At 73.1% G+C, this 26355-nt stretch carries 28 protein-coding genes and 2 pseudogenes; 20 read left to right on the top strand and 10 right to left on the bottom strand.

Annotated elements, in window-relative coordinates:
* Positions 1–16: 16 nt before the first annotated feature.
* On the bottom strand, positions 17–865 hold the full coding sequence (locus ACLJPY_RS27880; RefSeq protein WP_410592809.1) for an LLM class flavin-dependent oxidoreductase: 849 nt from the start codon (positions 863–865) through the stop codon (positions 17–19).
* 89 nt (positions 866–954) lie between these two features.
* Between ACLJPY_RS27880 and ACLJPY_RS27875 the strand changes: the two genes are divergently transcribed.
* The gene (locus tag ACLJPY_RS27875) at positions 955–1833 is read left to right on the top strand and encodes a LysR family transcriptional regulator (RefSeq protein ID WP_410592808.1); all 879 of its coding nucleotides are present in this window, start codon (positions 955–957) and stop codon (positions 1831–1833) included.
* Positions 1834–2257: 424 nt separating this feature from the next.
* Here the strand turns inward: ACLJPY_RS27875 and ACLJPY_RS27870 are convergent, their stop codons facing one another.
* Both ACLJPY_RS27870 and ACLJPY_RS27865 read right to left on the bottom strand, forming a co-directional pair.
* Positions 2258–3205, bottom strand: a complete 948-nt coding sequence (locus tag ACLJPY_RS27870) for a M56 family metallopeptidase (protein ID WP_410592807.1) — start codon at positions 3203–3205, stop codon at positions 2258–2260.
* Between the two features lie 5 nt (positions 3206–3210).
* A complete protein-coding gene (locus ACLJPY_RS27865; protein WP_410592805.1) occupies positions 3211–3591 on the bottom strand; it encodes a BlaI/MecI/CopY family transcriptional regulator in 381 nt (126 codons plus the stop codon).
* Between the two features lie 113 nt (positions 3592–3704).
* Here ACLJPY_RS27865 and ACLJPY_RS27860 point away from each other — a divergent pair, with 113 nt between their 5' ends.
* From ACLJPY_RS27860 to ACLJPY_RS27845, 4 genes are all read left to right on the top strand, one after another.
* Complete coding sequence (locus tag ACLJPY_RS27860; RefSeq protein ID WP_410592803.1) at positions 3705–4049, top strand: hypothetical protein; 345 nt, start codon at positions 3705–3707, stop codon at positions 4047–4049.
* 77 nt (positions 4050–4126) lie between these two features.
* Positions 4127–5296 carry a cysteine desulfurase family protein gene (locus ACLJPY_RS27855; RefSeq protein WP_410592802.1) on the top strand — a complete coding sequence of 390 codons (1170 nt, stop codon included), beginning with the start codon at positions 4127–4129 and terminating at the stop codon, positions 5294–5296.
* A gap of 28 nt (positions 5297–5324) precedes the next feature.
* Positions 5325–5714: a MerR family transcriptional regulator gene (locus ACLJPY_RS27850; RefSeq protein WP_410592801.1), complete on the top strand. Its 390-nt coding sequence runs from the start codon at positions 5325–5327 to the stop codon at positions 5712–5714.
* 107 nt (positions 5715–5821) lie between these two features.
* Positions 5822–6745, top strand: a complete 924-nt coding sequence (locus ACLJPY_RS27845; protein ID WP_410592799.1) for an NADP-dependent oxidoreductase — start codon at positions 5822–5824, stop codon at positions 6743–6745.
* A gap of 506 nt (positions 6746–7251) precedes the next feature.
* Here ACLJPY_RS27845 and ACLJPY_RS27840 read toward each other — a convergent pair.
* On the bottom strand, positions 7252–7596 hold the full coding sequence (locus ACLJPY_RS27840) for an STAS domain-containing protein (RefSeq protein WP_410592798.1): 345 nt from the start codon (positions 7594–7596) through the stop codon (positions 7252–7254).
* A gap of 145 nt (positions 7597–7741) precedes the next feature.
* On the opposite strand from ACLJPY_RS27840, the gene ACLJPY_RS27835 reads away from it, so the two are divergent.
* Positions 7742–8332 (top strand): hypothetical protein, encoded by a 591-nt coding sequence (locus tag ACLJPY_RS27835; protein ID WP_410592796.1) that lies wholly within the window; start codon positions 7742–7744, stop codon positions 8330–8332.
* Positions 8329–9300: an ATP-binding protein gene (locus tag ACLJPY_RS27830; protein WP_410592794.1), complete on the top strand. Its 972-nt coding sequence runs from the start codon at positions 8329–8331 to the stop codon at positions 9298–9300. The genes ACLJPY_RS27835 and ACLJPY_RS27830 overlap by 4 nt, the downstream gene beginning before the upstream one ends.
* Before the next feature lie 31 nt (positions 9301–9331).
* Here ACLJPY_RS27830 and ACLJPY_RS27825 read toward each other — a convergent pair whose 3' ends face one another.
* Positions 9332–10021, bottom strand: coding sequence for a GAF and ANTAR domain-containing protein (locus ACLJPY_RS27825; protein ID WP_410592792.1), 690 nt, complete (start codon positions 10019–10021; stop codon positions 9332–9334).
* A gap of 139 nt (positions 10022–10160) precedes the next feature.
* Here ACLJPY_RS27825 and ACLJPY_RS27820 point away from each other — a divergent pair, with 139 nt between their 5' ends.
* From ACLJPY_RS27820 to ACLJPY_RS27810, 3 genes are all read left to right on the top strand, one after another.
* Positions 10161–10592, top strand: coding sequence for an OsmC family peroxiredoxin (locus ACLJPY_RS27820; RefSeq protein WP_329048788.1), 432 nt, complete (start codon positions 10161–10163; stop codon positions 10590–10592).
* A 108-nt stretch (positions 10593–10700) separates the two neighbouring features.
* The gene (locus ACLJPY_RS27815; RefSeq protein ID WP_410592790.1) at positions 10701–11762 is read left to right on the top strand and encodes a spore photoproduct lyase family protein; all 1062 of its coding nucleotides are present in this window, start codon (positions 10701–10703) and stop codon (positions 11760–11762) included.
* 317 nt (positions 11763–12079) lie between these two features.
* Complete coding sequence (locus tag ACLJPY_RS27810; RefSeq protein WP_410592789.1) at positions 12080–13132, top strand: S1 family peptidase; 1053 nt, start codon at positions 12080–12082, stop codon at positions 13130–13132.
* A gap of 107 nt (positions 13133–13239) precedes the next feature.
* Here the strand turns inward: ACLJPY_RS27810 and ACLJPY_RS27805 are convergent, their stop codons facing one another.
* On the bottom strand, positions 13240–13650 hold the full coding sequence (locus tag ACLJPY_RS27805; RefSeq protein ID WP_410592787.1) for an STAS domain-containing protein: 411 nt from the start codon (positions 13648–13650) through the stop codon (positions 13240–13242).
* 89 nt (positions 13651–13739) lie between these two features.
* On the opposite strand from ACLJPY_RS27805, the pseudogene ACLJPY_RS27800 reads away from it, so the two are divergent.
* The 3 genes and pseudogenes from ACLJPY_RS27800 to ACLJPY_RS27790 form a co-directional block, all read left to right on the top strand.
* Positions 13740–14120 (top strand): annotated as a pseudogene (locus ACLJPY_RS27800) (hypothetical protein); the annotation flags it as partial.
* 61 nt (positions 14121–14181) lie between these two features.
* A pseudogene (locus ACLJPY_RS27795) lies at positions 14182–14340 on the top strand (hypothetical protein); the annotation flags it as partial.
* A 148-nt stretch (positions 14341–14488) separates the two neighbouring features.
* The gene (locus ACLJPY_RS27790) at positions 14489–15175 is read left to right on the top strand and encodes an RICIN domain-containing protein (protein WP_410592786.1); all 687 of its coding nucleotides are present in this window, start codon (positions 14489–14491) and stop codon (positions 15173–15175) included.
* A 43-nt stretch (positions 15176–15218) separates the two neighbouring features.
* On the opposite strand, the gene ACLJPY_RS27785 is transcribed toward ACLJPY_RS27790, so the two are convergent.
* Entirely contained in the window at positions 15219–15455 is a 237-nt protein-coding gene (locus tag ACLJPY_RS27785; RefSeq protein WP_410592784.1) for a hypothetical protein, read from the bottom strand.
* 197 nt (positions 15456–15652) lie between these two features.
* On the opposite strand from ACLJPY_RS27785, the gene ACLJPY_RS27780 reads away from it, so the two are divergent.
* Positions 15653–17296: a RecQ family ATP-dependent DNA helicase gene (locus ACLJPY_RS27780; RefSeq protein ID WP_410592783.1), complete on the top strand. Its 1644-nt coding sequence runs from the start codon at positions 15653–15655 to the stop codon at positions 17294–17296.
* 13 nt (positions 17297–17309) lie between these two features.
* Here the strand turns inward: ACLJPY_RS27780 and ACLJPY_RS27775 are convergent, their stop codons facing one another.
* Positions 17310–18098: a GAF and ANTAR domain-containing protein gene (locus tag ACLJPY_RS27775; RefSeq protein ID WP_410592781.1), complete on the bottom strand. Its 789-nt coding sequence runs from the start codon at positions 18096–18098 to the stop codon at positions 17310–17312.
* A gap of 291 nt (positions 18099–18389) precedes the next feature.
* On the opposite strand from ACLJPY_RS27775, the gene ACLJPY_RS27770 reads away from it, so the two are divergent.
* The 4 genes from ACLJPY_RS27770 to ACLJPY_RS27755 all read left to right on the top strand — a co-directional run bounded on the left by ACLJPY_RS27770 (position 18390) and on the right by ACLJPY_RS27755 (position 20917).
* Complete coding sequence (locus tag ACLJPY_RS27770; RefSeq protein ID WP_410592779.1) at positions 18390–18794, top strand: hypothetical protein; 405 nt, start codon at positions 18390–18392, stop codon at positions 18792–18794.
* 82 nt (positions 18795–18876) lie between these two features.
* On the top strand, positions 18877–19635 hold the full coding sequence (locus tag ACLJPY_RS27765; RefSeq protein ID WP_410592777.1) for a class I SAM-dependent methyltransferase: 759 nt from the start codon (positions 18877–18879) through the stop codon (positions 19633–19635).
* Positions 19636–19852: 217 nt separating this feature from the next.
* Positions 19853–20569 (top strand): hypothetical protein, encoded by a 717-nt coding sequence (locus ACLJPY_RS27760; protein ID WP_410592776.1) that lies wholly within the window; start codon positions 19853–19855, stop codon positions 20567–20569.
* Between the two features lie 54 nt (positions 20570–20623).
* Entirely contained in the window at positions 20624–20917 is a 294-nt protein-coding gene (locus tag ACLJPY_RS27755; protein WP_410592774.1) for a DUF1330 domain-containing protein, read from the top strand.
* A 94-nt stretch (positions 20918–21011) separates the two neighbouring features.
* Here ACLJPY_RS27755 and ACLJPY_RS27750 read toward each other — a convergent pair whose 3' ends face one another.
* Positions 21012–22190: a metalloprotease gene (locus tag ACLJPY_RS27750; RefSeq protein WP_410592773.1), complete on the bottom strand. Its 1179-nt coding sequence runs from the start codon at positions 22188–22190 to the stop codon at positions 21012–21014.
* 387 nt (positions 22191–22577) lie between these two features.
* Complete coding sequence (locus ACLJPY_RS27745; RefSeq protein ID WP_410592771.1) at positions 22578–25112, bottom strand: ATP-binding protein; 2535 nt, start codon at positions 25110–25112, stop codon at positions 22578–22580.
* Positions 25113–25264: 152 nt separating this feature from the next.
* Here ACLJPY_RS27745 and ACLJPY_RS27740 point away from each other — a divergent pair, with 152 nt between their 5' ends.
* Together ACLJPY_RS27740 and ACLJPY_RS27735 are read left to right on the top strand one after the other, a co-directional pair.
* Positions 25265–25744: a hypothetical protein gene (locus ACLJPY_RS27740; protein ID WP_410592770.1), complete on the top strand. Its 480-nt coding sequence runs from the start codon at positions 25265–25267 to the stop codon at positions 25742–25744.
* Between the two features lie 41 nt (positions 25745–25785).
* On the top strand, positions 25786–26229 hold the full coding sequence (locus ACLJPY_RS27735; RefSeq protein WP_410592768.1) for a hypothetical protein: 444 nt from the start codon (positions 25786–25788) through the stop codon (positions 26227–26229).
* Positions 26230–26355: the final 126 nt, after the last annotated feature.

The raw sequence follows: 26355 nt of genomic DNA, 5'->3' as shown, positions 1-26355 counted from the left end.
CCCGCCCGCGGATCGTTCAGGCCGGCAGCAGGTCCAACGTGCGTTCGCGTTCGTTGAGCGGAACCACGATCAGGTCGGTCACGCCGGCGTCTTCGTAGCGCTTCACCGCGTCGAGCACCGTGGCCTCGTCGCCGATGACCAGGGTGTCGGCCGGGTTGGCGAGCCCGGCGCGGTCGAGTGAGGCGCGGTAGGCGGGCATCCGGCCCACCGCGCTGAGTTGCTCGGCGAAGCCGGCGCGGGTGTGGTCGGGGTCGGGGCTGAGCACCGTGACGGCCTGGGCCACGATGCGCGCGCCGGGTGCCGTGCGGGGGGCGATGTGACCGGCCACCATGTCCGGCGTCACCCAGGCCGCCGCCACCCCGTCGGCGAGGTCGTGGGCCAGCTCGAGCATGCGGGGACCGAGCGCCGACAGCAGGAGGCTGGGCGGCGGGGCGGTGATTTCGAGCTGGGTGTCGACGGTGAAGAACTCGCCGTCGAAGCGGACGGGGCGGCCTTCGAGCAGGGGGCGCAGGACGGTGAGGTACTCGCGCGTGTGCCGCAGCGGGGACGTGTACGGAAGGCCCAGCTGGTCCCGGACGTACCAGGCGTGACTGGGGCCGACGCCGAGCGTGAGTCCGCCGGCGGCGGCTTGGAGGGTGAGCGCTTCGGTCGCGGTGGTCACGGGGTGGCGGGGGTAGGTGGCGACGATCGCCGTGCCGACCTCGGCCGGCCGCTTGCCGAGGGTCGCCAGCAGCGTCAACGGGTCCCAGCCGCCGGGGTTCTGGTTGGTCCAGAAGCCGTGGAGGCCGCGGTCGGCGGCGTCGGCGGCGGCGGACACCACCTCGGCGGGGGACGGGGGACTGATCAAGCCGGTGCCGATGTGCATGCCTCGATCCCAGCCGGGAAGGCCGGGCGGAACCAGCCCCACTTAGACTGCTCAGCGATCACTTTTTGTCATCGTGCCCGGGAGGGGACGTGGAACTGCGCGCGCTGCGGTACTTCGTGACCGTCGCCGAGGAGCTGCACTTCGGCCGGGCCGCCGAGCGGCTCGACATCGTGCAGCCTGCCGTGAGCCACCAGATCGCGCGGCTCGAACGGGACCTCGGCACCCGGCTGTTCGACCGGTCGCCGCGGCACGTGCGGCTCACGCCGGCCGGCGTGCGCGTGCTGGAGGCCGCGCGGGAGACCCTCGCCGCCGCGGCCCGCGTGCGCGTGGTCGCCGGCGAACCGGCCGCCCACCTGCGGATCGGCGTGGCCCCGGGCCTCACGGCGCGGCTGGAACGCGCCGCGGAGCTGCTGCTCGACGGGGCCCGGCCGGCCGAGGCCTCGCTCGTGGACCTGCCGGTCGCCGCCCGGCTCGCGGCCGTCCGGAGCGGCGAGCTGGACCTGGCGCTGGTCCGCGGTCCGGTGGAGGCGGACGGCGTGCGCGTGGTGCGCGCGTGGTCCGAGCCGTTGCTGGCGGTCGTGTCCGAGGAACACCCGGCGGCGGCCTTCCCGGCGGTGCGCCCGGCCGACCTGGATTCGGCGGCCTTGCGGCTGCCCGCCCGCGAGGAGGACCCGGGCTGGCACGACGCGGTCACCTCCGCCCTCCACGTGGCCGGCGGCGGACCGGGCGGACGATCGGGCGGCTCGGTGCTCACCGTCCTGATCGAGGTCGGCAGCGGACACGGCGCCTGGACGGTGCTGACCGCGGAACAGCTGACCGGGTTCGCCGCGCGCCGGGTCCGCGCCTTGCCGCTCGACCCGCCGCTGCGCATCGACGGGCACATCGTCGCGTCGCTGAGGACGCCCCCGGTGTGCGTGTCCTCGTTCGTCCGGGCGTTCACCGACACCCCGGAGGCGGCGAGCTCCTGAAGCCGGGGAGGGTTCAGGTGTGCGTGTGGAGGACGGTGACTCCGGGTGTGCGGGTGGTGAGTAGCGGTTCTGGCCGGTTTTGGGTGATGTGGTCGGCGAACGCGGTGAGGTAGGCGCCGTAATCGCTGAAGTCGAAGTGTTTCGTTCCGTCCAACCCGTAGCGTCCGCCGGGTGGCAGGTTCCGGTGGTGCACGAGTTGCCGCTGCCGATCAGCAGCACCGGTTTCGCCAGTCCGGAGTGGACGACCGGACCGAACTGGGTGCCGTCGAGGTCGGCGGCGCCCGCGCAGCGCGGGTCGGTGCGGCACGCTTCCAGTGCTGTAGCGCCGCCGAGGGAGTGTCCCGGGCGGCGGGCGCGGGCTTTTGAAGTGGCGTGCGGCTTAGCGGGTTGGCCGCGTGGAAGCACGAGCGGCTGCGCCGTAGCCCTAGGGCTCCCGAACGCCGATCGGTGCCCGATCAGGCACCGAGGCCTGGGCAAGCTCGATGCCGTCGTGCAGGTCGGCCGCGCCGTCGAGGGCCGTCTGGGCCGACAGCGTGATCAACCCGAGCGCCACCACCCCGGCCAGGATCGCCGCCGGGGTGGTGGGTGCCGGTGCCGCCATCAGTGCTGACACCCGGCGCGGTACCGGGCCGCCGGCCGCCGGCAGGGCGAATCCGGTGTGCGGCCTGCGGCCGGCGAGTGCGGCCTTCGCCACCGCCCGGGCGACCACCGCGCGGTCTCCGATGCGCTCGGCCGCCGTCTCGTCGGCCCATCGTTCGAGCGCGAAACCGGTGGCCGCGCCCAGCGGGCGCAGCAGCGGGTTGAGCGCCGACGACAGCGTCACCGCGATCAGGAACCGGTGGTGGCGCAGGACCAGGTGGGCGCGTTCGTGCGCCAGCAGGGCACGGCGCTCTGCCGGGGCCAGCGCGGCCAGCATCCCGGTGGAAACCGCGATCCGGCCGCCCCGGCCGGGGGCGGCGAACGCGACCGGCTCCTCGCCCGGCAGGACCACCACGCCGCCGTCGCGGCCGTGGTCGTCCAGTTCACGGGACATCCGGCGCGCCCAGCGGAGGTAGCGGACCCCCGTGCGGACGAGCCGGGCGCCGACCACCACCAGCAGCACGCCGCCGGCGATCGAGGCGGGGATGCTCACGTCGTCGAAGTTCCGCAGCGTGTCCGGGGACCAGTGGCCCGCCTCGGCGACGGCGGGGACCAGCGACAGCCCGGCGAACGCCAGGAGCAACAGCGTGACCGTGCTGCCGGCGGCGAGGACGACGCTGCTTACGGTGAGCAGCCAGCCGGCCGCCCGGGGCGGGAGCCGGGGTGCGACGAACCGCGCCAGCGGCCAGGCCACCACCGGCAGCAGGAGCGGGATCAGGTGGTCGGCGTCCACTTCGGTCAGTTCCCGGCGTCGTCGCGGAGCAGCGCGCGCAGGACCTCTTCGTCCGTCTCGGACAGCTGGGTGACGAACCGGGCCAGCACGCTGCCGCGGTCGGGCTCGCTGTCGAGGACCTTGGCCATCTTCCGGGCGGCGAGCCCGGCCTCGTCGTCGACGGCGTGGTAGCGGAAGGAGCGGCCGTGCTTCTCGCGCGTGGCCACGCCCTTGTCGTGCAGCCGGGTGAGGATCGTGACCACGGTCGTGTAGGCCAGGTCGTCTTCCAGCCGCGCCTGCACGTCGGCGGGGGTCAGTGGCTCCTGCGCGCCCCACAGCACCGCCAGCACTTCGGCTTCGAGGGCACCGGGCGCACGGCGGGTGACGTCCTTCCGCCGGTTCCGCATGGCCCCCAATCTACCGCGCTCTCGGCTCCACCGGCCGAGGCCACGGTGGCGGTGCTCGCCGCGACCCGCGAGCGCGTCGGCGTAGCCGCGGCAGACCGGGGTACCCGGCCGCGATGACCGAACGGGCCGGAATGGTGACCAGTACCCGGGCGATGACGGCCGAAGCCGACATCGTCCTCAACACCGCCTCGGACGCCACCCGCGCGAAGGCGTGGCTGCCGGCGGGTGACTCGGGCGACTACGACCTCGACCTGCACGCGGACGAAGGCCGCGTGGCGTGGCGCACCGGCGGCTGGACGGGCGACCTGCGGGTGAAGAGCAACGGGACCGGGGCCAGTGAAGCGGAATTGCGGGCGCAGGTCGATGCCGATGCCGACGCCGAGGAGGTGCGTGCGCGGCTCGACCGCGCCCTGGGTGCGCTGGCCGCCGAGGTGGACCAGAACTTCAACGTCAGCTGACCGGCCGCGAGCCGCGGTTGCGGCGACGAGGGCCCTGCGTGAGGCTGGCGGCCGAAACCGACTGCGGAGGACACCGAGTGACCCAGGCGATGCGCCGGCCGCCGGGCCTGGACGACGGGCCCGTTTACCTCGACTACAACGCGACGACGCCGGTCGACCCGCGGGTCGCCGAGGCGGCGATGCCGTTTTGGACCGGGCAGTTCGGCAACCCGTCCAGCGCCCACCCCTACGCGTGGGAACCGCGGAAGGCGCTGGGCACCGCGCGGGCGCAGGTCGCCGACCTGATCGGGGCCCGGCCGGAGGAGATCGTGTTCACCGGGTCGGGGTCGGAGGCGAACCTGCTGGCCCTGCGCGGCGCGGTGCTCGCCGCCGGTGCGCACCTGGTCGTCCAGGCGACCGAGCACCCGTCCGTGCTGGAAACGGCCCGCGCGCTCGAGCGGCTGCACGGCACCCGCGTCACCGTGCTGCCGGTCGACCACCACGGCCTGGTCACCCAAGAGGCGCTGGCGGCGGCGTTGCGGACGGACGCGGACCGCACGGTCGTGTCGATCATGGCGGCGAACAACGAGACCGGCGCGCTGCAACCGGTCACCGAACTGGCGGAGCTCGCGCACCGGCACGGGGCCCTGGTCCACTGCGACGCCGCGCAGGCGTGCGGCAAGGTCCCGGTGGACGTCGGACGCCTCGGCGTGGACCTGCTGACGGTGGTGGGGCACAAGGTGTACGCCCCGCGCGGCGTGGCGGCGCTGTTCGTGCGGGACGGCGTGGCGCTGGAGCCGGTCGTGTACGGCGGCGGGCAGGAACGCGGCCTGCGCGCGGGGACCGAGAACGTCGCGCTGGCGGTCGCGTTCGGCACCGCGGCCCGGCTCGCGGCCGAGGACGTCGCGGCGGATCGCCTGACGGCGCTGCGCGACGAGCTGCACCACCGGCTCGACGCGGCGCTGCCGGGCCGCGTCCGCCTCAACGGCCCCGCGCCGGCCGGCCGCCGGCTGCCGAACACGCTCAACATCAGCATCGACGGCACCCGCGGGCACGAGGTCCTCGAAGCCGCCCCCGCGATCGCGGCGTCCACCGGTTCGGCGTGCCACAGCGGCGTGCACACGGGATCACCGGTGCTGGCGGCGATGGGCTTGGGTGCCGAGCGCGCGTTGGCCGCGCTGCGGCTGTCCCTCGGTCGCTGGACGACGCGGGCCGACATCGAGACCGCCGTCGGCGCCCTCGTCACGGCCGTGTCAGGCGGTCGGTGACGGGTGGCCGCGGCGTAGGCTTTCGGGCATGCGGATCGGCGAGCTGTCCAGGCGTACGGGCGTGAGTTCACGCTCACTGCGGTACTACGAACAGCAGGGCCTGCTCACCAGTTCCCGCTCCGAGGCCGGGCAGCGGCACTACTCCGACGCCGAGGTCGAACGCGTGGCGCTCATCCGGCAGCTGTTCGACGCCGGCCTGTCCAGCCGGGTGATCGCCGCGGTGCTGCCGTGCGTCGAAACCCCGGGTGACGCCGGGGTCGTCGACGAGGCCTTCGCGACGATGATGCGCGAACGGGACCGGATCGACGCCGAGATCGCGCGCTTGGCCGCGATGCGGGGCGCGCTCGACGAAGTGATCGCGGCCAACAACCGGCACCGGGCGGCGCTGGCCGCCCAGCCGGTGGCCCGGTCGGCCTGACGCTGTGATCCGCGCCTCAGCCGGTTGCCCCTGACACCGGTGTGAACGGTGAGGATGGCCGCAGGCGCCCGGAACCGCCGGGCGGTCGTGGCGGAAGGTTGCGGAAAATGGGACAGGCGTGGGGTTTCCGGAGTTTCGGCGGGCCCGAGGTGCAGGAGTCGTTCGAGCGCCCCGATCCCGCCCCCCGGCCCGGTGAGGTGCTGATCCGGGTCGACGTCGCCGGCGTCAACCCGCTCGATCACCTCCTGCGTGCCGGGCTGGTCCCCGGGCTCGACGGCGGGCGCCCGTTCCCGCGCGTGCTGGGCATGGAGGCGGCCGGGACCGTGCTCGCGCTGGGGGCGGACGTCGACGGGCTCGAGGTCGGGGACGCGGTCTTCGGCTTCGCGCTCACCGGCGGCGGCACCTACGCCGAGACGACGGTGCTGTCCGCGGCGAACACCGCGCGCATCCCCGAGGGCCTGTCCGCCACCGTGGCGGCGACGCTGCCGGTGGCGGGCACGACCGCGGTGGACGCGCTGGACCAGCTCGGCCTGCCGGCCGGCGCCACGATCCTCGTCAACGGGGTGGGCGGCGGGGTCGGCTTCGTGGTAGCCCGGCTGGCCGCGGCGCGCGGGCTGCGCGTGCTCGGCACCGGCAGCGCCGCCAAGCGCGAGCAGGCCGAGGCGATCGGGGTGCAGTTCGTCGACTACACCGCCCAGGACGTCGTGGCCGCGGTCCGCGAGCTGGTTCCGGACGGCCTCGACGGGATCGTCGACCTCGTCGGCGGCACCTCGCTGCGGACGGTCGCCCCGCTGGCTCGCGAGCCCCGCACCGTCATCGCCGTCGGCGACCAGTCGGTGCCCGAGCTGGGTGGCCGGTTCGTCGAGCGCCGCCTCGACCGCGAAAACCTGGCGCGCTCCGCCCGGCTGGCCCTCGACGGGGCCCTCACGCCGGTGATCACCGCGGTCCACCCGCTGTCCGACGCCCCGGCGGCGCTGGCCACCGTCGAGAACGGGCACGCCGCGGGCAAGGTCGTCATCAAGGTGGCGTGAGCGGGTCCGTCTGTCCACTGAGGACCGGGAATTTTGTAGGAGCTGTCCTAGAAGTTGGAGCAGGGTGGTCAGGTCTATCGGGCCTCGGTAGGCGGCTGTCTTGTCGAAGCGGGTGGCGATGGCGCGGAACTGTTGAGGCGGTTTAAGTAGCGTTCGGCAACGTTTCGGCGTTTGTAGGCGGTGCGGTCGATGGCCGGTGTGCGTCCGCCGGCTCGGCCGCGTCGCCGGCGGTTGGCTTGCTGGTCCGTCCGCCAGCACCAGACTCGGGCGGGTCGCTGGTCGCCCCGGTCCGGGGCGGCGAACTCGACGGCCGCCATGACGGTGGTGAACTGGGTGCAGTCGTTGACGTTGCCGCCGAGCAGCACGACCGACAGCGGCCGTCCGTGGCCGTCGCACCTGGAACAGGCAGCAACAGCTCGATGACCTGCCACTCCTCGGCAGTCAGCTCATGCCTGCGCACCACGACCGAAGATCGAAGCAAATCGACCACCGCTCCGGGAAGTTCCCTACCGCTGCAGGGCTTCCTCGATCGAGTCGTGGACCGGGATCGCGGTCTCGAGCCGGGCGAGCGTCAACAGGCGGCGTGCGACGGGGTTGTCCGCCACCAGCAGCAGCCGGCGTCCCTCGGTGGCGGCGCGCTCGGCCGCGCGGACGAGCACGCGCAATCCGGCGGCGCTGAGCAGCGTCAGCTCGGACAGGTCGAGCACCGTGGTGGCCGGGAGCCCGAGCGCGAGGGCGAGCTGCAGCGTCTCCGCGGTGAGGGCGTCGACCTCACCCGACGCGGCCAGCACCAGCAGGCCGGGACGCTCGACTTCAGCTCGCAGCCGAAGACCGTGATCGGACGGCGCCATGGGCGGATGCCTTTCTCGCGCGTGGTCGGTTCGACCCAACCACACCCACGCCGGGCGGCCACCGGCCGGTCGCCCGGCGTGCTCCGGCGTGCTCCGGCGTAACCTGGTTCCGTCGCACCGGAAAGCAGCGGGCTGGAGGGGCGGAGTGTGGCCGGACCGGCGCCCCGGTGCGCAAGAGCAGTGGAACGACACCGTGCACGACGCCTTCGAGATGTCGGCGCGCGCCGAACAAGGCCTCGTCGACGCCGAAGTCCGGGCGAGCAGGCGGGCCATCCTGGCCGCTGTCCGCCCCGTCCTGCGCCGCCGCCCGCAGACGCTGGCCGATGCGTCGTTCCTGACCCTGGCCGACCGGGAAGTCGTCTACAGTGCGATCGCCGTGGCCGCCCAGTGCGCGACCCGCGCGAGCGCTTGCGCGCTGCACGTCCCGGATGCGCGCACCGGTGCGCTGAACCCCGTCCGGGAGGCGGACACCGCGGTCTCCGCGGCGGCCCTGCCCACGCCGGGCCTGAGCGGGGGAGCCGTCTGCGGCCCGGCGGAAGCGCAGGTGCTGGCCGCCGGGTTCGAGGCGGCCAGCACGTACTCGCTGCGCGACCCGGCCGGGCAGCTCCTCGGGGTGCTCACGGTGTACTTCCGCGCCGCCGGGAACCGGCCGGCGCCCGCCGAGCTGGTCGCGGCGGCCAGCCGCGCGATGGCGCACGTGCAACCGCGTGACGGCGAACCCGGGGAAACCCGGTGAAGGCGCACTACGCGGTGCTGTACGACGACACCGAGGACCTCGTCGCCCGCCTGGCCGCCCTGCCCGGCCGCACCCGCCCCGGCACGGTGGTCCTGGCCTGCGGGCCCGGCCACGGTTCCCGGCCGGCCGCCCCGTTCGGCGGGCACCGCGTGCTCCACCGCGACCGCGTCGACATCCACAGCCGCCCGGCCGCGGCGGTGAGCGCCTACCGGCGGCTGAGCGCGGCGCCGAACGTCCTGGTGATCGGCGAGCCGGACGCCGGCGGCAGCTTCGCGGACTGGCACCGGGCGGCCCGCGGCGAGGCCGCCACCACGCTCGGGCTCGACGACGCGCTCACCGTCGTCTGCGCCTACCCGGCCACCGCCCCGGCGACGTTGCTGGGCCACGTCGAGCGCACCCACCCGTGGCTGCTCACCGAGCGGGGACCGGTCCGCAACCCGCACGCCGTCGACCCCGTCGCGCTGCTGAGCTCGCTGACCGGGTTCCTGCCGGTCCCGCCGCCGGACGCCCCGGCCCGGCTCGACGTCGTGTCGGTGAGCCTCACCGACGTGCCGGCGGTGCGCCGCCGGGTGACCGGCCACCTCGCCGACGTCCCGACGCTCCTGCGCACCGACTTCGGCGCGGCGGTCAACGAGGTGCTCACCAACGCCCACCAGCACGGCGCTCCGCCGGTGCACCTCAAGCTGTGGTTCGCGCACGGGCGGCTGGACTGCCGCATCACCGACCACGGCCCCGGCGCACCCGACCCGGCCGCCGGCTACCGGCACGAGCGGACCGGGCTGTGGCTGGCCCGCCAGGCGTGCGACGACCTCGACGTGTGGCGGGACGACGGCGGGTTCACCGTCCGCCTGGCGACCACGGTCACCGCCGAACGCAACCGGCAGACCGCGGGGGCCCGCGCCCGGGCCGAGACCGCGCGCCTGCGGGCCACCGTCATCGCCCGGCGGCACGCCATGCCGTTCCACTGAGGCGCGTCACGACGACGGACACGCCGGCACGTCACATTTCGCGGTGGTGCTCCACCAGCCAGGCGGCGACGTCGCGCAGTTTCACGTTGGTGGTCTGCGACGCCTCGACGAGCAACCGGAACGCCTGGACGGGGTCGACGGCGTGGCGCGCCATGAGGAGCCCCTTGGCCATGCCGATCATGTCGCGGCCTTCGACGGCGGCCTGCAGCTGCGCTTCGGTCTGCGCGCCGACCAGGGCGATGGCCGCGTGGGTGGCGAACACGGCGCCGTCGTCGACGGTCCGGTCGGTGAACGCGTCACGGGTGCCGGAGTACATGGTCAGCGCGCCGAGGGTGGTACCGGTGACGAACAGCCGGTAGGACAGGATCGAGCGGATCCCGGTCCCGGCGGCCGCGGCGGCGAAGCCGGACCAGCGGGCTTCGGCGGTGAGGTCGCCGGTGCGGAAAACGCGGTGTTCGGCGATCGCGTCGAGGCAGGGCCCCTGTCCGGAGCGGTACTGCAGCCGGTCGATCGCCGAGACGACTTCGTCGGTGGGGGCGACGGTGCGCAGCGAGCCGTCCTGCTCGACCAGGGTGATACCGGCGTACGCGGCGCCGTCGACGTGGTCGACGGCGGCTTCGACGATCGCGGCGAGGGTCGAGCCGACGTCCGGCTCGGCCTGCAGGGTGCGAGCGACGCCGCCGAGCACGGCGCTCAGGTCCGCCGGGGTCTTGTCGAGCATGGGTTCAGCGTACTGAGCAGGGCCGGGCCTGATCGGGTGATCGGAGGTGGCGAACGGCGCGAGTTCCGGACACCTTTGGCGGAGCGGGCCCGGTCCTGATTGACTCGGCACGAGCACCGACCCGATCTTTGGAGGACCCATGCCCGTCTCGAAGGCCCACGCGAACTGGAACGGCGACATCCCCACGGGGTCCGGGCAGTTCACCGCGGGCGGGGGCAGCATCAGCGGCGGCGTCACCTACAAGTCCCGCTTCGAGGACGGCCCCGGGTCCAACCCGGAGCAGCTCATCGCCGCGGCCCACGCGTCCTGCTTCTCGATGGCCCTCGCGAGCACCCTGGCCGGCGCGGGCTTCCCGGCCGAGTCGATCGAAACGGACGCGGCGGTGACGCTGCGGCCGGTCGACGGGGCGCCGACGATCCTCAAGATCGAGCTGACGACGCAGGGCCGCGTCGCCGGCGTCGACGAGGCGCAGTTCCGCGAGTACGCCGAGCAGGCCAAGGCGAACTGCCCGGTCAGCCGCGCACTGGCCGGGGTGCCCGAGATCACTCTGCAGGCGACGCTCGCCGGGTGAGCTCGACCGGGGGCCGGCTGTGACCGACGTCTAGCCGGCCCCCGGATGCACCGGCGGGCGGCGGTGCGTTGAACAACAGTGATGACCGCATCGCAGACCCGCTCCCGCTTGTGGACCCCCCGACACGTCGTCGTCACCCGGTCGGCCGCCGAGCGGCCGCACGCCGCCGAGATCGTCGCGCGGTGCGAGGCCGCGGGTGTCGCCGACATCGAGTTCCTGCGCTCCGACCGGATCACCGGCCTGCGGGGCGAAGACGAGCGCGCCACCTACGCCCGGGCGAAGTCGACGCTCGCGGTGGTGGTCAGCCCGCCGTCGAAGCGGAAGCTCCAGCCCATCCCGCCCAGCGCGGACTGGCGGCTCGACCTGGCCGAGGGCTGTCCCGCGCACTGCCAGTACTGCTACCTGGCCGGCTCGCTGTCCGGCCCGCCCGTCACCCGCGTGTACGCCGACCTCGACGACATCCTCGCCGGGATGGACGCCTACGTCGGCCGCGGCGGCGTCACGTCCGGCACGGCCGCGCGTGCCCACGAGGGCACGACCTTCGAGGCGTCGTGCTACACCGATCCGCTGGGCATCGAGCACGTCACCGGCAGCCTCGCCGCCGCGGTCGCGCACGTGGGCACCCACGGCTTCGGCGGCCCGGTGCAGCTGCGCGCGACCACCAAGTTCGGCGCCGTCGAGCCGTTGCTCGGCCTGCCGCACGGCGGCCGGACGCGGATCCGCGCGTCGGTCAACGCCGCCGGGGTGGCCGGGCGCTTCGAAGGCGGTACCGATCCCGTGGCCGCCCGGCTCGCCGGGCTCGGCAGGCTGGCTCGCGCGGGGTACCCGGTCGGCCTGACGATCGCCCCGATCATGCCCGTGCCCGGCTGGCGGGACGAGTACGGCGCGTTGCTGGACGCGGCCGCCGCGGAACTCGACGCCGTGCCCGGGCTCGACCTGACCGTCGAGTGCATCACGCACCGGTTCACCCCGGGCAGCCGGGAAGTCCTCACCGGCTGGTACCCGCGCACGAAGCTGGAGATGGATCCGGAGCAGCGGTCACGCAAGTTCGGCAAGTACGGCTCGGTGAAGTACGTCTACCGCCGGGAAGACATGCACGAACTGCGTACGTGGTTCGACACCGCGCTGGCGGAGCGGCTGCCCGCCGCCCGGGCGCTGTACTGGACCTGAGTGCCGGGCCGGCGAAACCCGGCCGCGCCCGGATACAGTCCAATGAGGACATAGTCGTTCCGTGTCTTCTCAGGGTCCTCACAGAGGTGGGGGTGGATAATCCCGGCTCGGCCGGCCTGCCGCGAACCGGCCATTCGCCGTTGCCGGAAAACCGGCGGTTCTTTTGCTTTCCCGGAAATGGACTTCGCCGGATCCGGTGTGCCGGAGGAATGCGACTTTGGTCGGTGGAAGGAAAATGGCGCACCGTCGTAGGCTGGCGACGCGCGCTTTCCGCACCGGTGTGTCATCGTCCCATCCCACAAGCATGGAGATGACCCATGTCCACTGCCCGTCCGGCTTCCCGGATCCGGCGTGGCGGCACGATCTGTGCCGCCGCGGTGCTCGCCGCCGGGATCGCCCTCACGCCGACCGCCGCGGCGATCGCCGCCCAGCCCATGGACGTCCGGGCCGCGACCGCGCTCGGCGAACAGCTCACGAGCGGTCTCGGTGACCGCACCGTGGGTGCCTACTACGACAACGCGCACTTGGTCGTCACCGTCACCGACGCCGCCGCGGCGGCGCAGGTGCGGGCGGCCGGTGCCGAGCCCCGGCCGGTGCCCTTCCGCCGGTCCGAGCTCGCCGCGGTGACCGGTCTGCTGAACCGGTTCGACCGCATTCCCGGCACCGCGTGGCGGATCGACCCGCGGACCGGCCAGGTCCGCGTGACGGCCGACCCCACGGTCACCGGCGCCGCGCTGGCGAAGCTGACAGCTCAGGTACGCGGCTTCGGCGCGAAAGCCCGCCTCGAGCGGACCGCCCGGTTGCGTCCGCTGCTCAGCGGCGGCGATGCGATCTGGGGTCAGGGCCTGCGCTGTTCCCTGGGCTTCAACGTGCACGATCCGGGCGGCAACCCCGGCTTCATCACCGCCGGGCACTGCGGCGTCGCGACGAACGACTGGTGGGCCGATTCCGGGAACTACGAGCACATCGCGAGCACCCAGCGGGCCGACTTCCCGGGCACGGACTACTCCTACGCCGCCTACGACCCGGGAGCCGAAGGGCCGAGCGCGGTCAACACCGGCCAGGAGATCACCGGCGCCGGTGACGCTTCGGTCGGCGAACCGGTGACGCGCAGCGGATCCACCAGCGGCGTCTACTCCGGCACGGTCACCGGCCTCGACGCGACGGTCAACTACGAAGAAGGCTCGGTGTACGGCCTGATCGACACCGACGTGTGCGCCGAGCCGGGCGACAGCGGCGGCGCGCTGTTCGACGGCGCCACGGCCATCGGCCTGACCTCCGGCGGCAGCGGCGACTGCACGTCCGGCGGCGAGACGTTCTTCCAGCCGGTGCCGGCGGTGCTGCAGGCGTACGGTCTCAGCCTTCCGTGACCGACCGGGCTTTCCCGCCCTGGGGGCGGCGGGAAAGCCCGCACCGGCTCAGGAGATCCACCGGGAGCCGGTCGGGGGCGTGCCGGGGGAGAAGCCGGACCGGGTCGTCAGCGGTCGACGTCCCAGCAGGCGATCACCTGGCTCACGAAGGACTTCCGGCTGCCGGCGCTCAGCGCCGCGGACCGGGTCGGGTAGCAGTCCAGCACCGCCGTGAACCCCGTCGCCCGCAGCACGTGCTCCACCGCACGGACGCCGCCCGTCACGACGCGCAGCCGGGTGGCTCCGGCGGCGTCGTGGGTGAGCCGGATCGAGCGGGCTCCGGCGGCGGACAGGAACAACAGCCCGGACAGATCCAAGATGAGCACTTCGCGCTCCTCGGCCAGCACTTCGACCACGGTGCCGGTCAGCTTCGGTGCCGTTGCGGCGTCCAGGTCCCCCGACAACGCCAGTGCCGCGAATCCGGTGCTTGTCTCCGAGCGCACGATTCCCAGGCGCTCCGGCTCGAACGAGTCTTCCACGGCCCACCTCCGGCGACCCCCGGCGGCTACCCCGGGGAGCCGGCCGCGAAACGGGTTCCGGCCGGGGAGCTTCCGGGCCGACCAGACCGATGACGAGACGTGATCGCCGGTGTGCCTTGACTTCGCGCGCGGCCGGGAGCTGTGCTGGCGAAGTCCTGCCGGCGCGCCCAGACCACCGCGACTCGACGCTGCGCCGGATTCTCCTCCTGCTTTCGGCAGCGCTGCTCGCCGGCGGTCCTCGGTGGCGCCCGCCGCCGCGGCCACCACCACGGTCGCCGTCGACGGTGGCCGCACCGGCCGGACCGTCGACGGCGTCGGCGCGATCAGCGGCGGTGGCGGGAATTCCCGGCTGCTACGGCGCCGCCGTACAGTTGCTCAAGCTCGAAATCGGCGGGGACGCGAACTCGACCGACGGCGCCGGACCGAGTCACCAGCACGTGCGCGGCGACATCGACTGCACCGCCGGCTACGAGTTCTGGCTGGGCGAGCAGGCGGTCGCCCGCAACCCGGCGATCAAGTTCGTGGCCCTGGCTGACCATCGGTTACCTCGGCGGCTGGAACGAACGCGGCCACGACAAGACCTGGTACGAGAACCTGCGCTCGGCACTGGACGCCCGCGGCTACGGCGCCGTGCAGATCGTCGGGGACGACACGGGCTGGAACACGGCCGACGACGTGCTCGCCGACAGCCGGTTCGGCGCGGCCGTCGGTGTCGTCGGCTCCCACTACCCGTGCGGCTATCTTTCGGACGCGACCACCTGCGCGCCGTCGCCACCGGGAAACCGTTGTGGGCCAGTGAATTCGGCTGACCGGCTTCATGAACTGACCGCTGATCGCCGTGCTGTACTCGAACCCGCCCCGGCCGGCAGTTCCTCACCGGCTCGGCGAGCGGCTGAGGGTCTACGGCACCAAGTACCTGGCCACCCGGGCCGGCGGCACGGCGAACGGCACGCCGGCCGAGATCGCCGGTTGCGACGGCTCCGCCGCGCAGCAGTGGACCGTCCAAGCCGACGGCTCGGTCGCCAACCCCGGATCCGTCCGATGCCTCGACTCGAACGCGCACGGCACAACCGACGGCACCCCGCTGGTGGTCTGGGACTGCACCGGGGGCGCGAACCAGCAGTGGGCCCGCGGCGACACCACGGGCACCCTCGAGTCGGCGGAGTCGGGCAAGTGCGCCGACGTCCCGGCGGCGAACCAGGCCGACGGGACCGTGCCGGCGCTGTGGTCGTGCGACAACGGCAGCAACCAGGCGTGGACGTCGACGACGAGCAACCGGCTCGAGGTGTTCGGCACCAAGTGCCTGGAGCCCGCCGCCGGCGCGACGGCCGACGGCACCGCGGTGCAGATCCACAGCTGCACCGGAGCCGCGACGCAGCAGTGGCGGGTCCAGGCGAGCGGCGCGGTGGTCAACGTCGGTTCCGGCAAGTGCCTCGACGTGAAGGGGCACGGGACGGCTGATGGGACGCCGTTCGTCGTCCGGCCGTGCGCTGGGGCGGCGGATCAGCGGTGGTCGCGCGGCTGAGCGGTTCGGCGTCCGGCGCGGCGGCGCAGGCGGATCGGGGCCGTCAGTCGTCGTCGCCGGATTGCCCCGGCGAACCACCGGGCCGGCAGCGCGGCAGGACGGCGTTCGCGGGCAGCTGTGACACCGCGGTCCACAGCGCGTCGTCGAGTCCGGCGACCTGGCGGTCGACGCCGTCCGGTCGCCGGGAGGGGCCGGGCACGAGCAGGTCGGCGACGGCGGGCCCGAGCTCGGCCGCCGGCCAGGCGGCGCCGGGCACCCGGGCCGGAGCGGTCGCGGGCATGCTCGGGCTCCCGGGGTCGGCGGGTCCTGGACGAGGACCGCACCGGCCGCCGCGGCCAGCGGGGCGTGTGCTGCGGGCCGGCTGCTGCGCGGCGGGGTGCCCTACCGGGGTGGTCGCCGGGAGGTGGCCGTGCACCCGATCGCCCGGCTGACGACGCGGCGGCGTTTTTCCGCCCCGGGCGCGGGTACCTGCGGCGGATGGCAGGAAGACACGAGGAACTCCAGCGGATCGCGGCGGAGAAGTTCGGCTGGGCCCAGCTGACCGGCGAGCAGCTGGCCGCGATGGAGCAGGTGATGGCCGGGCACGACGTCCTCGCCGTGCTGCCCACCGGCGCCGGGAAGTCCGCGATCTACCAGGTGCCCGCGTTGCTGCTGGACGGCCCGACCCTGGTCGTGTCGCCGCTGATCGCCCTGCAGAACGACCAGATCGAAGGCATCGAGGAAAGCCGCGCCCCAGCGGCCGTTGCGCTGAACTCCGCGCAGCGCGCGGCCGAGCGCAAGCACGCGTGGGAGTCGCTGCGGGCGGGCGAAGCGGAGTACCTGTTCCTGTCCCCGGAGCAGCTGGCCTCCGACGAGGTGCTCGACGCGGTCGCCGAGCTCGGTGTCTCGCTGTTCGTGGTGGACGAAGCACACTGCGTCTCGGCGTGGGGCCACGACTTCCGGCCGGACTACCTGCGCCTGGCGCCGGTGATCGAGCGGCTGGGGCACCCGCGGGTGATCGCCTTGACCGCGACCGCGGCGCTGCCGGTGCGCACCGACATCGTGGCCCGGCTGGGGCTGCGCGACCACCGCGAGGTGCTCGCCAGTTTCGACCGGCCCAACCTGTGCCTCGGGGTCGATCCGCTGCCGGACGACGACGACCGGCACCAGGCGGTCCTCACCCGGACGCGGGCGCTGACGGCGGATCCGGCGACCCGTCCGGGCCTGGTGTACGTCACCAGCCGCAAGGACGCGGAAACCTACGCGGACGAGCTCGCCGCCGAAGGGGTCCGCGTGGCGGCCTACCACGCCGGGATGAAGGCGGCCGACCGCGAACGGGTGCACGAGGAGTTACTGCGCGACGACCTCGACGTCGTGGTGGCGACTTCGGCGTTCGGCATGGGGATCGACAAGCCCGGCCTGCGGTTCGTGCTGCACGCGGCGGCCCCGGAGTCGCTCGACACGTACTACCAGCAGATCGGCCGCGCCGGCCGCGACGGGGAACCGGCGGAAATCACGCTGTACCACCGGCCGCGGGACCTCGGCAGGCAGAAGTTCCTCACCGCGGCGAAGGCGCCCGAGCAGGCGCTGGCCGAGGTGGCCACCACCCTCGCCGGGCACGACACGCCGCTGAAGCCGGCCGAGCTGGGCAGGCGGGTGGACGTCTCGGCGGCCCAGCGCACCCGGGCGGTGAACCTGCTGGAAGAGACGGGGTCGGTCGGCGTCACGGCCGACGGCCGCCTCGAATACCGCGGGGACGTGGACCCGGGCCAGGCCGTCGAGCTCGGCGTCGAGGCCGCCGAAGCCCACCAGCGGCTGATCCGGTCGCGGATCGAGATGATGCGCGGGTACGCCGAGACGACCGGCTGCCGCCGCCAGTTCCTCCTCGGCTACTTCGGCGAGCAGCTCGAGCAGCCCTGCGGCAACTGCGACACCTGCATCGCCGGCACCGCCGAAGCGCTCTCGGCCGGGGATGGGGCGTTCGCGGTCAACAGCGTGGTCGAGCACGGCGAGTGGGGCCGCGGCATCGTGATGTCCACCGACGACGAGAAGGTCACCGTCGTGTTCGATGAGCACGGCTACAAGACGCTCTCGGCTCCGGAGGTCCGGGAAAACGACCTGCTCGCCGCCGGCCGGGGGTGACCGGCGGCGCCGCTCAGCGGGCGGGCAGGTCGATCTCGGTGTGGCGGCCGGCGAGCGTCCGGGCGAGTTCGGCCAGCTTGACGTTGAGGTCCTGGGACGTCCGCCGCAGGACGTCGAACGCGTCGTCCGCGGAGACACCCCGCCGGGCCATGATGATGCCCTTGGCCTGGCCGATCACGTCGCGGCTGTCGATCGCCCGGCGCAGGTGCGCCGCCTTCAGTTCCGCCCGGGTGACGGCGTCGGTGGCGGCCAGGGCGAGGGAGGCGTGGGTGGCCAGCAGCAGCAGGACGTCCCGGTCCGCCGCGTCCAGCCCGTGCCGCGACCGCGAGTAGACGTTGAGGGCGCCACTGGACTCGCCGGTCGGCGGCCCGGTGAGGAGCGCGGTGGACACGACGGACCCCATGGCGAGCTGCGTGGCGGCCGGCGCCCACCGGGGCCAGCGCGCTTCGGCCGCGAGGTCCGGGGCGATCGCCACCGCCGGGCCGCCCGGGTCGGCGGCTTCGACGCAGGGGCCTTCCCGGAACCGGTACTGCAGCCGGTCGAGCTCGGTGGCGACCTCGTCGGTCTCGGCGGGGGTGTGGAAGTGGCCGTCGGCGTCGAGCAGGGTGAAGCTGGCCAGGTCGGCGGCCGGAACCATCGCGGTCGTGGCCTCGAGCACGCGCCGCAGGACGTCCTCCACGGTCGGGGCGGCGACCAGGGTGCGCGTCAGCCGGGCGAACTGCTCCGCCAGCGGTCCGGGGGCGAGCTCGTCGTTCGCGACGAACGCGGCCTTGTCGCGCTGCCAGTCCTGGTCGGTGTCCATGCCGGTCTCCCTGAGTAGCTGTGGAAGACGGCTGCGTTCTCAACCATCGCAGCGACCAACCTAACGCGCCGGGCCGCCCGGCCGCTACGAGCCCTCGCGCGGCACGACGTGGTGAGAGAAAGATTCGTGTTTTCCGCCCGCGCGGGTGGGGTAACGAGAGCGTAGATCCGGATCTCCCGTACGGGTTCCTTCGGGTCCAGACCCTGCCGGTCCAACCGAGGGGCCGGCAGGGTCGTCCCGCTTCGGCCGCCCGGGGCACTCGCTCCCGAGCGGCACCGGCCTTCACGGCGAGTGCTCGCCCGAGGTGAGGTCGTCGGCGCGCCGGCGGTCGGCGCCGGCCGCGGACCGGTGGCCGGCGGCCTTGCGGCGGTGTTCTTCCGCGGCCGCACCCCGGCTCCGGGCAGCGGCCTCATCGTGTCGCGCGGCGGCGCGATCGTGGGCTCGGGCGGCCCGTCGCAGCGCGTCCTGCAGCCGGCTACGCGCGGCTCGTTCCCGCCGCTGGGCGGCCTCGAGCGCGGAATCCGCGCCCTCCTGCCGGGCACCGGCGTCACCGGTCCGCCGGTCGGCGGCGAGTTCCGCCCGCCGCCGGCGGAGATCGTCCAACCGCGCACCGGCGAGGCGGGTGGCCTCCGCGGCGGCCGAGCCGGGATCGTCCGAGACGTCCACCCGACCACGATCCCACGTTCCCCCGGCTGACGCGCCGGTCACCCGCGAAGTCCGGCCAGGAGGCCCTCTCGATGGGCCCACCGCACGAGCCGGGATGTGAGAGGGTCCGGGCGTGGAGCTGGGAGCTGCGGAGTTCGATCGCTGGTACGCGGACCGGACGGATTCGCCGGTCGCCGACGAGCTGGTGCGGCGGGTGCTCGGTCTGCCACCGGGCCTGCAGTCCACCAGCCTGCTGACCGGGGCCGGGCTCGACGAGGTCGTGGCGGAGCTCGCGCTGCGCGAGGGACAGGTGCTGCTGGACCTGGCGTGCGGTCGTGGCGGCTACGGACTGGAGATCGCGCGGCGCACCGGGGTCCGGGTGGTCGGGGTGGACTTTTCGGCCGTCGCCCTCGAGCAGGCGCACCGCCGGGCACGGGAGCTGGGCCTGGCGGACCGGGCCGGTTTCCGGGTGGGCGAGCTGACCGGCACCGGGCTGGGCCCGGCGTCGGTCGACGCGGTGCTCGTCGTCGACTCCCTGCAGTTCGCCGAGCCGAAGCCGGCCGCGCTGCGCGAATGCCGCCGGGTGCTGCGGCCCGGCGGCCGCGTGGTCGTCACCTGCTGGGAAGCGCTGGACCCGGCCGACGAGCGGTTGCCGCGGCGCATGCGGGAAATGGATCTGGCCGCGCAGCTGCCGTCGGCCGGCTTCGTGGACGTCGAGGTCACCGACAAGCCGGTGTGGCGAGCGGCCGAGCAAACGCTGTGGCAGCAGGCGCTCGCCGCCGACGCCGGTGACGACCCCGGGATGCGGTCCATGCAGGAGGAAGCCCGGCGGCTCCTCCCCAGCTTCGACGGAATGCGACGCGTCCTGGCCACGGCGACCGCGCCGCGCTGACAGCCGAACCTGCGGCCGAGCGAACCGCGCCGACCGGGAAGCCTGATGACGGGGGCGGGCGCAATCGACCATCTGTCCAAAACGGACATTCCGGCGGCCGGTCGGCCTCGGGCCTCCGACGCGGGACGTGCGGTACTCGGCAGGGGCCGTGCCGGACGTTAGGCTGGCGTCCCGACGAACAGAGGCCGGTCGACGGCCGTCCGCGAGGAGCGCCACCATGCCAGCCGATCGGGCCGAGGTCCGGACCCGCCACCCCCGCCACCAACGCCGCGGCGAGGCCCGGCTGCCGGCCGTCGTCGCGACGCTCGTGGCCATCGCGCTCTACTTGGCCCTGCCGCAGCAACTGCTGGTCGCGCCCCGGTTCGTGGTGCCGGCGCTGGAGATCGTGCTGCTGGTGCCGCTCGTCGCGATCAACCCGCGGCGCGTCACCCGCCAGACCCGGCTCTCCCGCGTCCTGTCGCTGTCGCTGGTCGCGGTCATCGGCGTGACCAACCTGGGCGCACTGGTGCTGCTCATCCACGACCTCGTCGCCGGCGCGGCCGAAAGCGGCCCGGCCCTGCTGCTGGGGGCGCTGCAGGTGTGGCTGACCAACGTGATCGCGTTCGGCCTGGCCTACTGGGAGCTCGACCGCGGCGGCCCGGTCAAGCGCACCCAGGCCGGCCGCGCCGACTTGCCGCTGGCCGACTTCCGCTTCTCCCAGGACGAGAACGCCGACAACGTCGAGGAAGTGGCCGAAGGTTCCAGCGTCAAGTCCGACTGGGTGCCGGCCCTGCTGGACTACCTGTACGTTTCGGTCACCAACTCGACGGCGTTCAGCCCCACCGACACGATGCCGCTGTCGTCCCGGGCGAAGGTCCTGATGGCGGTGCAGAGCGTCGCGGCGCTGTTGACGTCGTTGCTGGTCATCGCCCGCGCGGTCAGTGTGCTGAAGTAGCGCTGGTATGATCGAACCGCATGACTGATCTTCAGTCGGCGTGATGGAGGTTCCGTGCCGAAGGGCTATTGGGTCAGTTCCTACCGCACCATTTCGGATCCGGAAAAGCTGGCTGCCTACAACAAGCTGGCCGCTTCGGCCGTCCAGGCGGGAGGCGGCCGGGTCCTCGTCCGGGGCGGGCGGGTCGCCGCCCACGACGCCGGAATCGCCGAGCGCACCATCGTGATCGAGTTCGACAGCTTCGAACAGGCGGTGGCGGTCCGCGAAAGCGAGGCCTACCAGAAGGCGCTGGCCGCCCTCTCCGACGCCGTCGAGCGCGACTTCCGCATCGTCGAAGGCGTCGACTGAACCCGCTTTCCGGTGCGTCGGCCGGACACGCGTGACCGCGTCCGGACGGGGCTTGCAGGGAAGCCTCGCCCGGACCCGGCCTGTCCACGGATGGCTAATACGTGATGGTGTGGCCGTCGATGATCGTCTTCGCCGTGCCGGTCGTGCTCAGCGCCGGGACGGCGCTGGGGCGGCCGACCGTGAAGAAGTCCTTGAAGTCCTGGCTGGACTGGCGGGACATCAGGTCGATGTCGCGGTTCCAGTTACCGCCGTCCGGCCCGTTGACGGCCCAGAAATCGAGCAGTGAGGCACCGACCCGGCCCTGGACCGTGTCGCCCGGGTCCCAACCGGCCGAATTCTTGTCGTTGGTGATGCTCGTTTCGTTTCCGTCGTCGTAGACGTACCGGTAGTCGCCCATCGAATACGCGGCGACGGCGTCGGCGAATCCCTCGGTCCAGGCGCACGACGTCGAACTCGACTTCGTGATGTAGTGCGGATTGCAGTTGACGACCGCGGGGAACGAGCGGTTGTAGAGGCGCCACATGAACCAGTGTCCGGCCTCGTGCAGGATGAAGTGCCGGGAGTCGGGCTGGTTGCCGTTCATGATCACGTATTTGGTGCCGGGGTCCCAGTAACCGCCGCTGGTCGCGTTCTGGCTCCAGACGTAGGTGAGCATGTCGCACGTGCCCCAGGCCTGGTGCCGCGTCCAGCATTCGGTCGACGGGTTCGCCCGTTTGGACCAGAGCAGGTTGACGGTGTCGATGATGTTCCAGGCGCGTTGCATCTCCGTGGGCACCTTCACCGTGCCGATGTCCTGGCTGGCCCCGAGCGAAGCGATGTGCGGGGTGTCGAAGGAGTACTGCGTCTGGTCGGCCGTGCTCTTGACGACCTGCCACAGCCAGCTGGTCGAGCGGAAGCGGATGAACACGTCCTGCAGCGGCGCCGCCGCGTCGTAGCAGGCGTTGAAGTGGCCGTCGTCCGGCCAGGTGGTGCTGCCCGTCAGCCACTGGCTGGAACCGGTCGAGCCGGTGCGGCCCCACAGGTCCCAGGCCGCGCCGCGGGCGGGCAGCGTCACCACGGGTTTCCCGGTGCCGGCTTCGGCGTCGGCGTGGTCGAAAGCGAGCTTGCCGTTAAGGCAGATCGAGGTGGCCGCGGCGGCCTCCCCGGTCGGCGCCGGAACGACGGCGAACAGCCCGGCGACGAGCAGGACGGCGACGGCTGCACGCCGTCCCGCCCGCCGGGTGCGCGAGAAAACGGGACCGTCGGTGAATCTCGGGAACAAGTGCGTTGTCACCCTGACCTCCTTGGGGTTACTGCACGGTTTGAGCGGGACCGCGGCGACGCCGCCGGAAGACTCCGACGATTTCCGGAAGCGGCGGAAAGTGCCGGTACCCGCTACGAACAATGCTGGCAGTTGTGGGTGGACACCGAAACCCAAGTCATCCGGTGGCACGGTTTATTGTGGATTCGCGACCCGGTTGAGTGAGCGCCGTGCAGCTGTTTCCGTTGCCGCGGCAGCGGGATACGGCCATTGGCGCACCGGCACGTCAGCCAGAGCGGTGAGGCGCGCCGGAATCGTGCAGCCGCGCGGAACGGAGCAGACAAAAGCCGGACAATTCCTGGACATCTCGCCGTGAGGGTGCTGTTCGGATCCCGGCGCCGGACTCGAGACCGGTGACGCTCAGCCGTTCAACCGCGCGCGGAGGTGGTCGGCTTCCGGAACTCCGAGGGCGTCGTAGTGGGCAAGAGCGGCGGTCCAATGCCGCGTCGCCTGGGCCGGGTGGCCACTGGCGTGGGCGATCTGACCCAGGCCGGCCAAGGCGTTGGCCTCCTCCAGCCGGTCTCCGTGCGTCCGGGCCAGCACCAGGGCCTCGTCGAACGCGGCCCGTGCCGCGGCGCGGTCACCTACTTGGTGGTACGCGCGGCCGAGCCGGTTGAACAGCTCGGCACGAAGGCCGGTGTCGTCGATCTCCCCGGTGATCTCCAGCGCGCGGGCGTACTGGTCGATCGCCTCGGTGTGCTCGCCGAGCGCCGCGAGGGCGACGCCGATCCCGTTGTGCGCGAACGCTTCCCCGATGCGGCTGCCGAGGTGGCGGTAGCTGCGGAGCGCCTGGGTGTGGTGTTCGAGCGCGGCGTCGTGGCTGTCGGTGAGGTTGAGGACGTTGCCGAGGTTCGTCTGCGCGTGTGCCTGGCCGAGGCGGTCGCCGAGGCCGTCGAACGCGGCCATGGCCTGCCGGAAGTTGTCCGCGGCGCACTCGAGGTCTCCTCGCTGCTGCAGCACGACGCCGAGGTTGAGCAGGCACACCGCGGTGCCGTGGGTGTCGCCGATCTCCCGGCGCAGCCGCAGCGACTGCTGCTGAGCGGCGATGGCCTCGTCGAACCGGCTCAGCGAATCGAGGGCGACGCCGATGCTGGTGAGCGCGGCGGCTTGACCGGCCCGGTCACCGAGATCCCGCCGGAGTCCGGCGGACCGGCGGAAGCAGGCGAGCGCCTGCTCGTGGTCGCCGAGCGCCTCGACCGCCATTCCGAGGTCGCGCAACGCCGTCGCGTAGGCGGCGGTGTCGCCGATGGCTTCGGCGGCGTCACGGGCCCGGGTGTGCATCGTGGTCGCGTCCCGCCACCGGCCGGTCGTGTCCAGGTGCCTCGCCGCGACGGCGGCCAGCCGGACGGCCCGGTCGGCGAACTCGCCGGTTGCGGCCGCGACGACGGCGACGAGGTTGGCGAGCTCGGCGTCGAGCCACGACCGGGCCGTGGATTCGTCACGCGGCCAGCCGGCGTCGCCCGGGTCCTGCCGGTGCGCCGGGTACACCAGGGCGACCGCTTGGGCCGTGGTGGTGGTGTAGTGGTCGAACAGCCGTTCCGTCGCCGCGTGCGTCTCGGCGCGAACCGCCGTTCGAGCGAGTTCGCGGCTGTAGTCGCGCAACAGGTCGTGGAGGTCGTAGCGGCCGTCCCCGAGGCGGCGGATGAGGCTGGCGCGGACCAGCAGATCGAGCGTGCGGGCCGCGGCGGCCACCGCACAGCCGGCGAGCGCGGCTGCCGTCCGCGTGTCGAAGGAGCGGCCGGGATGGCAGCCCAGCAGCCGGAACAACTTCGCCGCCTCCGGTGCGAGCCGGCGGTAGGACCAGGAGAACACCGCGCGAACCGTGGTGCGCGGATCGTCGCCGCTGTCGAGCAGCCGCAATCGGTGCTGCTCGTCGGCGAGCTGGCCGACCAGCTCGCGCAGGGGCGCTCCGGCGCCCACCCGCGCCCGCTCCGCGGCGATGCGCAGTGCCAGCGGCAGCCGGCCGCACAGCCGAGCGAGCTCCTCGGCGTCGTCGTGCTCGTAGTCGACGCGCTCACCGAGCAGGTGCCGCAGCAACGTCACCGATTCGGCCATCGACAGCAGGTCGAGCTCCAGCCGCTGGGCGCCTTCGCGGATCGTCAGCCCGGACAGCGTGTCCCTGCTGGTGATCACCGTGAAGCAGGAGGGCGACGCCGGCAGCAGGCAGCGCACCTGCTCCGCGTTGCTCGCGTTGTCGAGCAGCAGCAATACCTTGGTGCCCGCCAGCAGGCTGCGCAGCCGGCTCGCGCGCTCGTCGAGTGAGCGCGGGATGCCGGACTCGGCGACGCCGAGCGCGCGCAGCAGCGACGCGGCCGCCTCGGCCGCCGTGACCGGCGCGTCGAGGTCGTAGCCGCGGAGGTCGAGGTGCAGTTGCCCGTCCGGGAACCGATCGAGCACCCGATGCGCCCAGTGCACGGCCAGCGCGGTCTTCCCCACCCCCGCGGTGCCGGCGATGGCGGTGACCACCACCGTCCGCCCCGCGCTGTTCGCGGCCAGCAGGCGGTCGAGCTCGGCGAGCTGTTCGTCGCGACCGGTGAAGACCGGAACGTCGGCGGGCAACTGCCGCGGCGGGCACACCACGGCGGACGCGGTGACCGGGCCACGGGGGCGACGCTGCTCACTCGCCGTCACGCGATCCCACGCCGTCGCCCAGCGAGCCTGGGCGTCGGCGTCACCCCCGAGGGCGATGACGATCCGATCCAGCACGTCCGCCGGCGGCAACGTCATCCCGGTGAGGTAGGTGTGCAACGTCGAGCGCGGCACCTTGATGCGCTGTGACAGCTCCGCGAGCGAGACCTTCCGCCGCCCGCTGCCCCGGGCACCGTCAGTGCGCAGCAGATCGAGCTGGCGCACCAGATCGGCGCGTGTCTGCACCCGCAACGGATCCGCCCCCACGTCGCCCTCCCCGCGTCGCCGAGCTCATCCAGCGTAACCCCCGATCGTCCAGATCTGTCCAGCTTCGTCCAGGATCCGCCGTCGAATTGGCGAGAGGCCGTTCACTGAACGTCCTCAAGGGCTCGAACATCGGCAATCGAAGGGACGTTTTCATGACGAACCGGCGCTTCAGGAACTCTTTCGCGGTGGTCGCGGCGGCTGCGCTCGCCACGCTCGCACTGGCAGGTGCGCAGGGCGCCGCACCGGCGACCGCGCAGCAGGTGGATTCGCCGGCCGCCGCGCCGCAGGCGTTCGCCTCCAAAGCGGAGGCCGATGCGGTGACCAAGGCGAACCTGCAGGCCCAGCGGGGCCGGGCGCGGGTCGCCTCCGCGCCGGGACAGTGCACGGGCCCGTGGGTGTGGCTGACCGACACGGTCGGCGTCTTCAACCACGCCAGCCCCGATCGCAACGACATCAAATACTGGCTCGCCGGCGGCGAGTACATCGCGTGCCGCAAATTGGTCCTCGGCGACCGGTACGACGGCTGCGGCTCCACGGGCGCGAACGGGTACATCCTCATTCCGGACATTCGCGCGGGAGTCTCGCACGCGCCCCTCGCGGGCCTGGTGATCAGCGCCTGCACCGAGGACTGAACCGCAAACAAGACATCGTCGCGAATCACCGAGGAGGAATCATGAAGGGTATTCGAGGACTGCTGGTCGCACTGGGGTTGCTGGTGCTGGCCGTGACGACGGCCGGCCCCGCACAGGCGTCCGTCGCAGCCGGCGCCGGAACCGCCCCATCGGTGTCCGCCGCCGTCACGTGCGAGACCGCCGGCGCCGGCTCGGTGGAGCACTTCACCTTGTACCACCTCACCGGCTACGCCGGACGGTGCATCACCTTCTACGGCTTCCAGCGTTGCACTGCCGGCTACACGGACGACGAAGGCCTTTACGACCTGCGTCTCTACGAGGGCTGGGACAACGAGACCATGTCGGTGCACACGTACAGCCAGTGCGACGTCCGCTTCTACGACTCGTACAACTGCCCGAGCCACGGCGACCAGACGGGCTGGATCGACAACAGCTCGAACCTCGGGACGTGGAACAACCGCCCGAGCTGTGTCCTGGTCAGTTAGCCGCGCCGACGGCTCGTGGGAACGAGTGCCGCGGTGACCGACCCCGGAGGCCGCCACCCTCGTGTGGCGGCCTCCGGCGTCGTGCGGTGCGGTGTCGTGGCTCGGCTGCCGGTTCAGTGGCAGCCC

Origin of the sequence: Amycolatopsis sp. lyj-23, assembly GCF_046549135.1 — a bacterium.
GTDB lineage: Bacteria > Actinomycetota > Actinomycetes > Mycobacteriales > Pseudonocardiaceae > Amycolatopsis.
The sequence above is the reverse complement of the archived record's forward strand: the minus strand, read 5'-3'. Positions and strand labels throughout refer to the sequence as shown.